12 protein-coding genes are annotated in these 12,786 nt (G+C 65.5%); 9 read left to right on the top strand and 3 right to left on the bottom strand.

Going from position 1 to position 12,786, the window contains the following annotated elements; all coding sequences use genetic code 11:
* Positions 1-8: 8 nt before the first annotated feature.
* The 3 genes from BLR94_RS14375 to ppa all read left to right on the top strand — a co-directional run bounded on the left by BLR94_RS14375 (position 9) and on the right by ppa (position 2,871).
* The gene (locus tag BLR94_RS14375) at positions 9-1,088 is read left to right on the top strand and encodes a tartrate dehydrogenase (protein ID WP_084306653.1); all 1,080 of its coding nucleotides are present in this window, start codon (positions 9-11) and stop codon (positions 1,086-1,088) included.
* Positions 1,089-1,195: 107 nt separating this feature from the next.
* Positions 1,196-2,122, top strand: a complete 927-nt coding sequence (locus BLR94_RS14370) for a 2-hydroxyacid dehydrogenase (RefSeq protein WP_084306651.1) — start codon at positions 1,196-1,198, stop codon at positions 2,120-2,122.
* Positions 2,123-2,343: 221 nt separating this feature from the next.
* On the top strand, positions 2,344-2,871 hold the full coding sequence (gene ppa, locus BLR94_RS14365) for an inorganic diphosphatase (protein ID WP_084306649.1): 528 nt from the start codon (positions 2,344-2,346) through the stop codon (positions 2,869-2,871).
* A 59-nt stretch (positions 2,872-2,930) separates the two neighbouring features.
* Here ppa and BLR94_RS14360 read toward each other — a convergent pair whose 3' ends face one another.
* The 3 genes from BLR94_RS14360 to paaY form a co-directional block, all read right to left on the bottom strand.
* Entirely contained in the window at positions 2,931-4,076 is a 1,146-nt protein-coding gene (locus tag BLR94_RS14360; protein ID WP_084306647.1) for an HPP family protein, read from the bottom strand.
* A gap of 337 nt (positions 4,077-4,413) precedes the next feature.
* Positions 4,414-5,337, bottom strand: a complete 924-nt coding sequence (paaX, locus tag BLR94_RS14355; RefSeq protein ID WP_084306645.1) for a phenylacetic acid degradation operon negative regulatory protein PaaX — start codon at positions 5,335-5,337, stop codon at positions 4,414-4,416.
* 65 nt (positions 5,338-5,402) lie between these two features.
* Entirely contained in the window at positions 5,403-5,999 is a 597-nt protein-coding gene (gene paaY / locus BLR94_RS14350) for a phenylacetic acid degradation protein PaaY (protein WP_084306643.1), read from the bottom strand.
* Positions 6,000-6,370: 371 nt separating this feature from the next.
* On the opposite strand from paaY, the gene paaF reads away from it, so the two are divergent.
* The 6 genes from paaF (at position 6,371) to paaK (ending at position 12,534) form a co-directional block, all read left to right on the top strand.
* Entirely contained in the window at positions 6,371-7,144 is a 774-nt protein-coding gene (paaF, locus tag BLR94_RS14345; RefSeq protein ID WP_084306641.1) for a 2,3-dehydroadipyl-CoA hydratase PaaF, read from the top strand.
* A 33-nt stretch (positions 7,145-7,177) separates the two neighbouring features.
* A complete protein-coding gene (gene paaG, locus BLR94_RS14340; RefSeq protein WP_084306639.1) occupies positions 7,178-7,969 on the top strand; it encodes a 2-(1,2-epoxy-1,2-dihydrophenyl)acetyl-CoA isomerase PaaG in 792 nt (263 codons plus the stop codon).
* 4 nt (positions 7,970-7,973) lie between these two features.
* A complete protein-coding gene (paaH, locus tag BLR94_RS14335) occupies positions 7,974-9,491 on the top strand; it encodes a 3-hydroxyacyl-CoA dehydrogenase PaaH (RefSeq protein WP_084306637.1) in 1,518 nt (505 codons plus the stop codon).
* Positions 9,484-9,933 (top strand): hydroxyphenylacetyl-CoA thioesterase PaaI, encoded by a 450-nt coding sequence (gene paaI / locus BLR94_RS14330; RefSeq protein WP_084306635.1) that lies wholly within the window; start codon positions 9,484-9,486, stop codon positions 9,931-9,933. Before paaH ends, paaI begins: the two co-directional genes overlap by 8 nt.
* Positions 9,926-11,131 (top strand): 3-oxoadipyl-CoA thiolase, encoded by a 1,206-nt coding sequence (gene pcaF / locus BLR94_RS14325; RefSeq protein WP_084306633.1) that lies wholly within the window; start codon positions 9,926-9,928, stop codon positions 11,129-11,131. Before paaI ends, pcaF begins: the two co-directional genes overlap by 8 nt.
* Positions 11,132-11,226: 95 nt before the next feature.
* Positions 11,227-12,534 (top strand): phenylacetate--CoA ligase PaaK, encoded by a 1,308-nt coding sequence (paaK, locus tag BLR94_RS14320; RefSeq protein ID WP_084306631.1) that lies wholly within the window; start codon positions 11,227-11,229, stop codon positions 12,532-12,534.
* Positions 12,535-12,786: the final 252 nt, after the last annotated feature.

Raw genomic sequence — 12,786 nt, 5'->3', positions numbered from 1 at the left:
TCGAGTCCATGAGCAGAACCCACTACAAGATTGCCGTGATCCCCGGCGACGGTATCGGCAAGGAAGTCATGCCCGAGGGGGTGCGGGTGCTGGATGCCGTCGCGGCCAGACACGACCTGCACCTGCAGTGGGACTGGTTCGACTTCGCCAGCGCCGACTACTACCTGGCCCACGGCACGATGATGCCGGACCACTGGTTCGAGCTGCTCAAGGGCTATGACGCCATCTACTTCGGTGCCGTCGGCTGGCCGGATATCGTGCCCGACCATGTCTCGCTGTGGGGCTCGCTGCTGCAGCTGCGCCGCGAGTTCGACCAGTACGTCAACCTGCGCCCCTGCCGCCTGATGCCCGGCGTGAAAGCGCCACTGGCCGACCGCGAGCCCGGCGACATCGATTTCTGGGTGGTGCGCGAGAACACCGAGGGCGAGTACTCCAGCGTCGGCGGCAGGATGTTCCCTGGCACCGAACGCGAGATCGTCCTGCAGGAAACCGTGATGACCCGCGTCGGGGTCGACCGCATCCTCAAGTTCGCCTACGACCTGGCCCAGAGCCGGCCCAAGCGGCACCTGACCTCAGCCACCAAGTCCAACGGCATCGCCATCACCATGCCGTACTGGGACGAGCGCGTCGCCGAGATGGGCAGCAAGTACCCCGAGGTCAGGGTCGACAAGTACCATATCGATATCCTCACCGCGAACTTCGTCCTGCACCCCGACTGGTTCGACGTGGTGGTGGCCAGCAACCTGTTCGGCGACATCCTTTCCGATCTCGGCCCGGCCTGCACCGGCACCATCGGCATCGCGCCGTCGGCCAACATCAACCCGGAGCGCACCTTCCCCAGCCTGTTCGAACCGGTACACGGCTCGGCACCGGACATCGCCGGCAAGGGCATCGCCAATCCGATCGGCCAGATCTGGTGCGGCGCGATGATGCTCGACCACCTCGGCCACCCACAGGCGGGCGCCGCCGTGCTGGCAGCCATCGAAAAGGTGCTGGCCCAGGGGCCCGAGCGCGCGCCCCTGACCCGCGACATCGGCGGTACCGGTACCACCGAAGCCCTGGGCAAAGCCATCGCCGCCGCCTGCTGAACGGCCGGAACAGCAGGCGATCTTCTGTTTCAGGGGCGCGATTCGGAAGATTGTTGTGGCGTTTTCAGGCATCGTGAACGCTCCTTCATCGGCCTGCGAGGATGCCCATGGCCCTGCTGTTCAAAACGGATGACGAACGCGGCCAGGCCTGGCTGTCGCTCTTCGCACGGCATGCCCCCGAGATCGACGTGCGCCTTTGGCCCGCGATCGGCGATCCCGCCGAGATCCGCTACTTCGCCGCCTGGCAACCGCCCGAAGACCTGGCCACGCGCTTTCCCAACCTGGACGTGGTGTTCGCCACCTCGGCCGGGGTCGACCAGTTCGACCTGAACCAGCTACCCGAAGCCGTAGACGTGGTGCGCATGCTCGACCCGGGCATCGCCAAGGCCATCACCGAATATGCGTGCTTCGCGGTGCTGGCGTTGCACCGGCAGATCCCCCTGTACCTCGGCCAGCAGCAGCGACGGCACTGGCAGGATCACAACCTGGTCGCCGCAGCACAACGGCGTATCGGCGTGATGGGCCTGGGTAACCTGGGCCGCGCCGCCCTCGACGGCCTGCGCCCGTTCGGCTTCCCCCTGAGCGGCTGGTCGCGCTCGCGCAAAGGCATCGACGGCGTGCGTTGCTATGCAGGCCTGCAGGAGCTGGACGACTTTCTCCAGCAGTGCGACATCCTGATCTGCCTGCTGCCACTGACCCGCGACACCCAGGGCATTCTCAACGCACGAACGTTTGCCGCCCTGCCACGGGGCGCGCACCTGATCAACCTCGGGCGTGGCGGGCACTTGGTGGAAGACGACCTGATCGCCGCCCTCGACAGCGGCCAGCTGCAACACGCCATCATCGACGTGCTCGAGCACGAGCCGCCAGAGGCCGCTCACCGGTTCTGGCAGCGCGCCGACATCTGGCTGACCCCGCATATCGGCGCGATGACCGCGCCCGACAGCGCCTTCGCGGTCCTGCTCGACAACCTGCGCCGGCACCAGCGCGGCGAACCGATGCGCGGCCTGATCGACCGCGACGCCCAGTATTGAGCGCTGCGCCGCCGCCCCGGGCCTGGCAACGGCCCGCCTTTGCAGATGGCAACAGGTGTTCTTCGACACGGCTTCGGGCACGTTCGGCCTTCGCGCGGGTCGAAGCGGACACGCCACCGGTGGCGCGCCAGGGTCCCGCCGCGAACCCCTGGAGTAATGGCAACGACGCGGGAATCCACCTATAATCCGGCCACTTTTTTGGCCCACATCAGGGAGTCACCATGAGCTACAGCAAGGTTCCGGCCGGTAAAGACCTGCCCAATGACATCTACGTCGCGATCGAAATCCCGGCCAACCACGCGCCGATCAAATACGAGATCGACCACGACACCGACTGCCTGTTCGTCGACCGCTTCATGGCCACCCCGATGTTCTACCCGGCCAACTACGGGTTCATCCCGCACACCCTGGCCGACGACGGCGACCCCCTCGACGTGCTGGTCGTGACCCCCTACCCGGTAGCACCAGGCTCGGTGATCCGCGCCCGTCCGGTCGGCGTCCTGCACATGACCGACGAAGCCGGTGGCGACGCCAAGCTGATCGCCGTACCGCACGACAAGCTGACGACCCTCTACAAGGACGTCCAGGAATACACCGACCTGCCCCCGCTGCTGATCGAGCAGATCAAGCACTTCTTCGAGAACTACAAGGATCTCGAGAAAGGCAAATGGGTCAAGGTCGAAGGCTGGGGCAACGCAGAAGCGGCCCGCGCCGAGATCACCAAGGCAGCTGCGGCTTACCAAAAATAAGCCCGACCTGCCTGTCGAAAGCCGGCCACAAGCCGGCTTTTTTATGCCCGGTCACCTGGCTATGACGCGCCGGATACTGAACAGGCCCTGAGCAGATCCCGATGCAGCGCCGCCACCAGATCGGTCTGGGTGATCATGCCAACCAGGACACCGTTGTCGAGAACCGGCAAACCATGCAGGCCTTCGTCGGACAGCAACGCGACCAGTTCGATGACATGGGTATCGACATCCACCGATCGCACGGGCGAGGTCATCAACTCACCCAGTACCTGCGCGTTTTTCAGACCGATGATCGCGCGCAGGTCGAAGCGGCTGGAGCGCAGGGTGCCGAGCAGGTCCACCAGGCTGACGATACCCACCAATCGCTTGTCGCCGTCGAGGATCGGCAAGGCCTTGAGCCGGTGCTGGGTGAGCAGGTACAGCCCCTTGGCGGCGCGGGTTTCGGGGCGGGCATGGACCAGGTCGCGGGACATCACCTGGCCGGCACTGATGCCGCCCATGCTGCGGCGCAGGGCATGCGCCTCGGTGCGACGCACGATCAGCTCGAGGTCTTCGCGGGAGACATCGACGAAGCCATCCAGCTCGTCCAGCGCCTGGTCGAGGTCCGCCGCCTGGATACCGACACGCTCGCTGGGCAGCGGATCGCCGGTCGCGTGCCGGGCAGCGGCCGGACGGGCCCGTGGATAGGGCACGCGGGTGAGGTTGTTGTACAGCAGCGCCCAGGCCAGCAGGCCGGTACCAGCGGTCAGCGCCACCAGCGCCGGCTGCCAGAACGGCCCGCCCGACGCGGGCGTGGCGAACACTATGCAGAAGGCCATTGCACCGCCTGGCGGGTGCAGGCAACGCAGCAGGCCCATCAGCAACAGGCTCAGGCCCAGCGCCAGCGCCGCCCCAGCCAGGCTGTGGTCGATGAAGTGAGCCACCGTCAGCGCGACCACGCAGGCACACAGGTAACTGCCGAGGATCGACCAGGGCTGCGCCAGCGCACCCGACGACACCGCGAACAGCAACACCGCCGACGCAGCCAATGGCCCGGAAAAATGCACCGTCGCAGACAGGCCGAACAGATGGCTGCACACCCAGGTGCTGAACAGGAACCCCGTCGCAGCACCAAGCGCGGCACGGCTCCATTCTCGGGGTCGGGTATGCAGGGAGTCAGGCAGTAAGGCAGACAGCCACTGGGGAAAATGCGCTGAGGGTTTCATCGGGTATCGTCGAAAAGATCGGGCCTTTCAAAGGAAAGGCCCGCTGATTACCGCCGCAAGCGGCTAGTAGCAGGAGTATCCGTCCCTGGATGCTGGACCCTTTTGCTTGCAACCTGATCCGCTTCAGCAGAGAAACTGATTCGGACACGCAAGCGAGTGTGGCGGACGAAACAGCCGCCATCAAACGAATAATAATGAAGGATGGATAAGGTTTTTTTGATATTAAAAAGCAGCGGCATGCGGCATCCATGGCAATCACCGCGAAAACCACGGCGAGCGGCCTGGCGGTTGCACGCCTTCCCTGTCGCAGCGCATCACCGTGCCGCCCTGGCAGGCTCTAGCGCAGCCCTCCGAAACGCTGGTAGAAACTCTCGGCGACGTTCGGCAACGGCCCGTCAGCGGTTTCCAGGGCCTGGTTCAGCCACTCCTCGGCCTTGGCGTAAACCAGCCGGTAGATATTGCGGCACAGCTGGCGCGCCGCCCGGCCTTCCCAGTCGCCGGGCAGTAGCTCGTCCGGCAACTGCGGGTCGCGCAGCAGCAAGCGGCGGTACTCATGCACGAGCAAGGTGCGCGCCAGGAAGCAGTCCTGCGCACGCAGGCCGTCCTGCTCGCGCAGCGCCTGCCACAGTGGCCGGAACAGTTGGATGAATTCGCTGTAGTGCTGGCCGAGTTCGTCGATGTTCCAGCTTTCGCGCACTTGCATGCGCAGCGCCTTGGAAGCCAGCACATCCTGTGCCCGGGTCTCGAATACGATGCTGTCTTCCAGGGCGTCGAGATCCTGCAGGGTCGCGGTCACGTCGTTGCGCTCGCTGCGCGGGTTGGCCAGCACCGTCGGCGAGATCGCGCCGAAGCCCAGCCACTCCAGCTCCTCGCGAACCTGTTTGCGTTTCTCGGTTGCCAACTGCGATAGCACCACCAGGCACCAGGCGCCGTCCCAGGCCGGTACGGTCGCGCTGTAGACCCGCTTGAAAGCCTTCTCGAAACGCCGCCGGCCCGTGCCGGTCAGGCTGTAATAGCTGCGCCGGCCGACCTTCTCCGCGCTCAACCAGCCCTCCTTGGTCAAGCGGAAGATCGAAGTGCGGATCAGCCGTTCGTTGATGCCGATGGGCTCCAGCAACTGGATCAGGCTGCCCAGCCAGACCGTGCCGCCGTGGGGTTCGATGGCATCGCCGTAGAGGGTGATGATCAACGAGCTGGCGCGGATCGGCGTGCGTTCCTGAAAGCGGGTGATGAGCTGGTTGAGCGGCGCGATGGGCGTCATGGGCTTACCGGAGGGTGAAGATGATGCCGAATATAACCGCCCGCCCGGTATTGTCGCGACCCCGGTCAACGCGCGGCCTCCTTGGGTCGCAAGCCACTGTCGTTGATTCGTGGCCGCTGCGGCTCGACTTCGCGCAGCGGCTCGCAGGCCACCAACCCCTCTGCACAGCGCCTGGCGAGCATCTGGTACTCGCGGGTGCCGGCCTGCTTCCATGACACCTCTTCATCGCTGAGTCGACGTTTTACCGCCGCGGGCGAGCCAAGCACCAGCGATTGCTCCTCGCATTCGAAGCGCGCCTTGACGAAGGTGGTGGCGGCGATGAACGAGCGTGCGCCGATGCGTGCGTAGTCCATCACCACGGCATTCATTCCGACCAACACGTCTTCGCCGATCTGGCAGCCATGCAACACCGCACCATGGCCGATGTGGCCATTGCGTGCGACCACCGTATCGCTGTCGGGGAAACCGTGCATCACACAGGTGTCCTGGATGTTGGCGCCCTCTTCCAGAACGATACGGCCGAAGTCACCGCGCAGGCTGGCCAGCGGGCCGACGTAGCAACCGGGGCCGATGATCACATCGCCGATCAGCACCGCACTGGGATGCACATAGGCCGTGGGATGTACCACCGGGGTGACGCCATCGAGGCTGTAGCAAGTCATCGTGTGGTTCTCTTCATTATCGCTGCGGTAGTCAGCACGCCTGGCTTTATACAAACCAAAGCGATGCAGTATCCAGTATTTTTTGTATCACATCTTGACGTACCGGCGAAGGAAAAATTCCCTATCGGCTTTGACAGGCCACGGCTTAGGCGACAAACCACCCTGCCTATCGGCGTTCTGCCCATACGGGGCGCCTGGCCAGGCGACCTTTCACTGCCGCAAGGGCAACATATACAACACACTATTTTATTTTGTACATGTTGTTTTGTATCGCTTAATGCTTATACTCGGCGAAAGCGACGCGCCCAGACGAGCGCGACCTACAACAATCAGCGGCGTAAACGCCGCGCGTGCAGCCAGAGGAACGTCAGATGCCTCGTACCCTTGCCGCCAGTGCCCCTGCAGCCGGCGTGCGCCTGATCACCCTGCAGCGCCCGGAGGCGTTGAACGCGCTCAATACCGAGTTGCTGGGCGAGCTGGCCGTCGAACTGGAGAGCGCCGAGCGCGATCCTGAAACCCGTGCCGTGGTCATCACCGGCAGCCGCAAGGCATTCGCCGCCGGCGCCGATATCAAGGAGATGGCCGAGCGCGATCTGGTCGGCATCCTCAACGATCCCCGCGTCGCCCACTGGCAACGCATCAGCAGCTTCTGCAAACCACTGATCGCTGCCGTGGACGGCTTCTGCCTCGGCGCCGGCTGCGAGCTGGCGATGCATGCCGACATCATCGTCGCCGGCGAGGACGCCCGTTTCGGCCAGCCGGAAATCAACCTGGGCATCATGCCCGGCGCCGGCGGCACCCAGCGTCTGCTACGTGCCGTGGGTAAGTCCCTGGCCATGCAAATGGTGCTGACCGGTCAGCAGATCGATGCGCGCCATGCCCAGCGTGCCGGCCTGGTCAGCGAAGTGACCCAACCGGAGTTCACTGTCGAGCGCGCCCTGCAGATCGCCCGCAGCATCGCCGAGAAGGCGCCATTGGCCGTGCGCCTGGCCAAGGAGGCGCTGCTCAAGGCACAGGACACCGACCTGGCCAGCGGCCTGCGTTTCGAGCGTCACGCCTTCACCGTGCTGGCCGGCACCGCCGACCGCAACGAAGGTATCCGGGCCTTTCAGGAAAGGCGCCGCGCCGACTTCACCGGCCAGTAACGATTCCTCACGATAAGAAAGAGAGCGCAAGCCATGGACTTCCAGCACATCCTGTTTTCCATCGAGGACGGCGTCGCCCTGCTCAGCCTCAACCGCCCGGAGCAACTGAACAGCTTCAACGCCGCCATGCACGGCGAGGTGCGCGAAGCACTCAAGCAGGTCCGCCAGAGCGCCGATGCGCGCGTGCTGCTGCTGACCGGCGAAGGCCGTGGCTTCTGCGCCGGCCAGGACCTGTCGGACCGCAACGTCGCACCGGGCGCGCAAATGCCCGACCTCGGCGAGTCCATCGAGACGTTCTACAACCCGATGATCCGCAGCCTGCGCGATCTGCCGCTGCCGGTGATCTGTGCGGTCAACGGCGTCGCCGCCGGCGCCGGCGCGAATATTCCGCTGGCCTGCGACCTGGTGCTCGCTGCCCGCTCCGCCAGCTTTATCCAGGCGTTCTGCAAGATCGGCCTGATTCCCGACTCCGGCGGTACCTGGAGCCTGCCGCGCCTGATCGGCCCGGCTCGCGCCAAGGCCCTGGCCCTGCTCGGCGAACGCCTGAGCGCAGAACAGGCCGAACAATGGGGGCTGATCTACCGCGTGGTCGACGATGCCGCGCTGCGCGACGAAGCCCTCACGCTGGCCCGCCATCTTGCCACCCAGCCGACCTACGGCCTGGCCCTGATCAAGCGCGCCTTCAATGCCAGCGCCCACAACAGCTTCGACGAGCAACTGGAGCTGGAGCGCGACCTGCAACGCCTGGCCGGGCGTAGCGAGGATTACCGTGAAGGCGTGGCCGCGTTCATGGCCAAGCGCACCCCTGCATTCAAAGGACGCTGAGCCCATGAGCGCCTTGCACACAGACAAGATCGTCGCGGTGATCGGCGCCGGTGCCATGGGCGCCGGTATCGCCCAGGTCGCCGCCCAGGCTGGCCATCCGGTCAAGCTCTACGACACACGCCCGGAAGCGGCGGCACAGGCCATCGCCGGCATCGACAAGCAGCTCGGCAAACGGGTCGACAACGGCAAGCTCAGCGCCGAGGCCCGCCGCGCCACCGTCGCGCGCCTGCAACCGGCCGACCGCCTTGAAGCCCTGGCCGATGCGGCGCTGGTGATCGAAGCCATCGTCGAAAGGCTCGACGTGAAACGTGATCTGCTGACTCAGTTGGAAGCCATCTGCGCCACCGATTGCATCCTCGCCAGCAACACCTCGTCGCTGTCGATCACCAGCCTGGCCGCCGGCCTGCAATATCCCCAGCGCGTACTCGGCCTGCACTTCTTCAACCCGGCGCCGCTGATGGCGCTGGTGGAGATCGTATCGGGCCTGGCCAGTGACACCCGGCTCGCCGACTGCCTGTACGCCACCGCCCTGGCCTGGGGCAAGAAACCGGTGCACACCCGCTCCACACCCGGGTTCATCGTCAACCGTGTGGCGCGCCCCTTCTATGCCGAAAGCCTGCGCCTGTTGCAGGAAGGTGCCGCCGACTGCGCCACCCTCGACGCCCTGATGCGCGAGGCCGGCGGCTTTCGCATGGGCGCCTTCGAACTCACCGACCTGATCGGTCATGACGTCAACTACGCGGTGACCTGCTCGGTGTTCGACGCCTACTACGGCGACTTCCGTTTCCAGCCGTCGCTGATCCAGAAAGAACTGCTCGATGCCGGCCGCCTGGGGCGCAAGAGCGGCCAGGGTTTCTACCGCTATGCCGAGGGCGCCGAACGTCCGCAACCACAGGACACCCGCAGCAGCGTAGGTGTCAGCCACTGCGTGGTCGAAGGCGACCTGGGCATCGCCAAGCCGCTGATCGAGCGCCTGCAAGCCAACGGCGTGCAGGTCATCTGGCGCGATGGCGCCGGCCTGTTGCGCGTCGGCGACGCCACCCTGGCCTTGAGCGATGGTCGCCTGGCCAGCCAGCGCGCCCTCGACGATGGCCTGAGCAACCTGGTCCTGTTCGACCTGGCCCTCGACTTCGGCCGCGCAGAGCGCATCGCCATCAGCGCCGCCCACGGTACCAGCGAGCAGGCGCTGCAGGAGGCCGTGGCGCTGCTGCAACGCGCCGGCCTCAAGGTCAACCGATTGACCGACACGCCCGGCCTGGCCGTGCTGCGCACCGTCGCCATGCTCGCCAACGAGGCTGCCGACGCCCTGCTGCATGGTGTAGCCAATGCCCACGACATCGACCTGGCCATGTGCGCCGGGGTCAATTACCCGCGCGGGCCGCTGGCCTGGGCCGACGCCATCGGCCTGGAGCAGGTGCTGAACACCCTGGACAACCTGCAGGCGGTCTACGGTGAAAGCCGCTATCGCCCGTCGCTGCTGCTGCGCCGCCGCGCTGCCGAAAGGAGAAACCTGCATGACTGACGATGCCGCCCAGCGCCTGGCCGAAGCCTGCGCCAGCACCCTGTACGAACGCGACACCGCCAGCCGCGCCCTGGGCATGCAATTGCTCGCGGTCGCTCCCGGTCGCGCCAGCCTGTCGATGAGCGTGCGCGCCGACATGCTGCAAGGCGTCGGTACCTGCCACGGTGGCTACCTGTTCGCCCTGGCCGACTCGGCATTCGCTTTCGCTTGCAACACCTATGACCGTATCACCGTGGCCATTGGCTGCAGCATCGACTACGTGGCGCCCGGCCGTGAAGGCGACCTGCTCACCGCCACCGCCATCGAGCAGAGCCGCAGCGGCCGCACCGGCAACTACGACGTGCGCATCGAAAACCAGCAGGGCCAGTTGATCGCCCTGTTCCACGGCAAGTCCTACCAGGTGCGCGGCACCTTGCTCGACCAGGAGACCCCCAATGAATGACGCCCTGATCATCGACGCCATCCGTACGCCCATCGGACGCTACGCCGGCGTCCTGTCCGGCGTGCGTGCCGACGACCTCGGCGCGGTACCGATCCGCGCCCTGCTGCAGCGCCATCCCAAGCTGGACTGGAGCGCCATCGACGATGTGATCTACGGCTGCGCCAACCAGGCCGGCGAAGACAACCGCAACGTCGCGCGTATGGCCGGCCTGCTCGCCGGCCTGCCGATCAGCGTGCCCGGCACCACCCTCAACCGACTGTGCGGCTCCGGTCTGGATGCCATCGGCACGGCTGCCCGAGCGATTCGTGCCGGCGAGGCCGGGCTGATGATCGCCGGTGGTGTCGAGTCCATGTCCCGCGCGCCCTTCGTCATGGGCAAATCCGAACAGGTCTTCGGCCGCAGTGCGGAGATCTTCGATACCACCATCGGCTGGCGCTTCGTCAACCAACTGATGCAGAAACAATTCGGCATCGACTCCATGCCGGAGACCGCCGAGAACGTCGCCGAGCAGTTCGACATTTCCCGCGCCGACCAGGATGCCTTCGCCCTGCGCAGCCAGCAGAAGACCGCCGCCGCCCAGGCCAGCGGTCGCCTGGCCGAGGAAATCGTGGCGGTGGAAATTCCCCAACGCAAAGGCCCGGACAAACGGGTCGAGCAGGACGAACACCCACGCGCCGACACCACCCTCGAACAGCTGGCCAAGCTCGCCACGCCATTCCGCGAAGGCGGCAGCGTCACCGCCGGCAATGCCTCGGGGATCAACGACGGTGCCTGCGCCCTGCTCCTGGCCAGCCCGCAGGCGGCCGCACGCTTCGGCCTCAAGGCGCGCGCCCGAGTGTTGGCGATGGCCACCGCTGGCGTCGAACCACGGATCATGGGCATTGGCCCGGTACCGGCCACGCGCAAGGTCCTGGAAATGGCCAACCTGTCGCTGGCCGACATGGACGTGATCGAACTCAATGAAGCCTTCGCCGCCCAGGGCCTGGCCGTGCTGCGCGAGCTTGGCCTGGCCGACGATGACGCTCGGGTCAACCCCAACGGCGGCGCCATCGCCCTCGGCCATCCGCTGGGCATGAGTGGCGCGCGCCTGGTCACCACCGCCCTGCACGAGCTGGAACTGCGTCAGGGCCGCTATGCGCTGTGCACCATGTGCATCGGCGTCGGCCAGGGCATTGCCCTGATCATCGAAAGAGCCTGATACGTAGAACGCGATGCAAAGCACGAGGCGAGGCGTATGCTCCGCCTCAGCACTCAGAGGCACGACCTCAACAAGAACAATTCGAGTGAACGACCATGACCGCAAAAACCGCCTTGCTTGACCCGATGGAAACCGCCAGCGTCGACGAACTGCGCCAGCATCAGCTCGATCGCCTGCGCTGGAGCCTGAAACACGCCTATGACAACGTGCCGCTGTACCGTCAGCGCTTCGACGAATCGGGCGTCCACCCCGACGACCTCCAGCGCCTGGAAGACCTGGGCAAGTTCCCCTTCACCGGCAAGAACGACCTGCGCGACAACTACCCCTACGGCATGTTCGCCGTGCCACAGAGCGAAGTCGTGCGCCTGCATGCCTCCAGCGGTACCACCGGCAAGCCGACGGTAGTCGGCTATACGCAGAACGACATCGACACCTGGGCCAACGTGGTCGCCCGTTCGATCCGCGCAGCCGGTGGCCGGCGCGGCGACAAGGTCCACGTGTCCTACGGCTACGGTCTGTTCACCGGTGGCCTCGGCGCCCACTACGGCGCCGAGCGCCTGGGCTGCACGGTGATCCCCATGTCCGGCGGCCAGACCGAGAAACAGGTGCAACTGATCCGCGACTTCCAGCCGGACATCATCATGGTCACGCCGTCCTACATGCTCAACCTGGCCGACGAAATCGAGCGCCAGGGCATCGACCCGCACTCGCTGAAGCTGCGCCTGGGCATCTTTGGCGCCGAGCCCTGGACCCAGGAGCTGCGCAGCGCCATCGAGGAACGCATGGGCATCACCGCCCTGGACATCTACGGCCTGTCGGAAATCATGGGCCCTGGCGTGGCCATGGAATGCGCGGAAACCAAGGATGGCCCGACCGTCTGGGAAGACCACTTCTACCCCGAGATCATCGACCCGCTGACCGGCGAGGTGCTGCCGGACGGCGAGATGGGCGAGCTGGTGTTCACCTCGCTGTCCAAGGAAGCGCTGCCGATGATCCGCTACCGCACCCGCGACCTCACCCGCCTGCTGCCAGGCACCGCGCGGCCGATGCGCCGCATCGACAAGATCACCGGGCGCAGCGACGACATGCTGATCATCCGCGGGGTCAACGTGTTCCCGACGCAGATCGAGGAGCAGATCCTCAAGATCAAGCAGCTCGCCGAAGTCTACGAACTGCACCTGCACCGCAACGGCAACCTGGACAGCATCGACGTGCACGTCGAGCTCAAGCACGGCCTGGAAAACCTCGAAGCGCCGCAGCAGAAGCAGGTCGCGGACGAGCTGGGCAAACAGATCAAGACCCACATCGGCATCAGCTCGCGGGTACTGATCCAACCGTTCCACGCCCTGAAACGCTCCGAGGGCAAGGCGTGTCACGTGTTCGACAATCGTCCGCGCGCCTGATCGTTTAGCGCTGCAACGAAGCCCCGCCTGTCAGGCCGTGTGAAAACGTAGCGAGCGAAGGTCAGGCAAGGCAAAAACCGGCGAAAAAGCGCAGTTTACGAGTTGTAAATGAGCATTTTGAGCCGGTTTTTACGCCGCATGACCGAGTGCAGTAGTTTTCACACAACCTGCTGTGCGGGGCTTTTTCATGGCTGAGGATTTATCTGGGCGCCCTCCCTCGTGTGCCCCTATCCCTCTCCCCAAGCAGGCAGC

The sequence above is a fragment of the Phytopseudomonas flavescens genome, assembly GCF_900100535.1.
In the GTDB taxonomy this organism is placed as follows: Bacteria; Pseudomonadota; Gammaproteobacteria; order Pseudomonadales; family Pseudomonadaceae; genus Aquipseudomonas; species Aquipseudomonas flavescens.
This window is presented reverse-complemented; position numbering and strand designations above follow the sequence as displayed.

Excerpts from the sequence above, each read along its gene's own strand:
- paaG (WP_084306639.1), top strand. The coding sequence starts at position 7,178 with ATGGACTTCCAGCACATCCTGTTTTCCATCGAGGACGGCGTCGCCCTG.
- BLR94_RS14375 (WP_084306653.1), top strand. The coding sequence starts at position 9 with ATGAGCAGAACCCACTACAAGATTGCCGTGATCCCCGGCGACGGTATC.
- BLR94_RS14370 (WP_084306651.1), top strand. The coding sequence starts at position 1,196 with ATGGCCCTGCTGTTCAAAACGGATGACGAACGCGGCCAGGCCTGGCTG.
- paaY (WP_084306643.1), bottom strand. The coding sequence starts at position 5,999 with ATGACTTGCTACAGCCTCGATGGCGTCACCCCGGTGGTACATCCCACG.
- paaF (WP_084306641.1), top strand. The coding sequence starts at position 6,371 with ATGCCTCGTACCCTTGCCGCCAGTGCCCCTGCAGCCGGCGTGCGCCTG.
- paaH (WP_084306637.1), top strand. The coding sequence starts at position 7,974 with ATGAGCGCCTTGCACACAGACAAGATCGTCGCGGTGATCGGCGCCGGT.
- paaI (WP_084306635.1), top strand. The coding sequence starts at position 9,484 with ATGACTGACGATGCCGCCCAGCGCCTGGCCGAAGCCTGCGCCAGCACC.
- pcaF (WP_084306633.1), top strand. The coding sequence starts at position 9,926 with ATGAATGACGCCCTGATCATCGACGCCATCCGTACGCCCATCGGACGC.
- ppa (WP_084306649.1), top strand. The coding sequence starts at position 2,344 with ATGAGCTACAGCAAGGTTCCGGCCGGTAAAGACCTGCCCAATGACATC.
- paaK (WP_084306631.1), top strand. The coding sequence starts at position 11,227 with ATGACCGCAAAAACCGCCTTGCTTGACCCGATGGAAACCGCCAGCGTC.
- paaX (WP_084306645.1), bottom strand. The coding sequence starts at position 5,337 with ATGACGCCCATCGCGCCGCTCAACCAGCTCATCACCCGCTTTCAGGAA.
- BLR94_RS14360 (WP_084306647.1), bottom strand. The coding sequence starts at position 4,076 with ATGAAACCCTCAGCGCATTTTCCCCAGTGGCTGTCTGCCTTACTGCCT.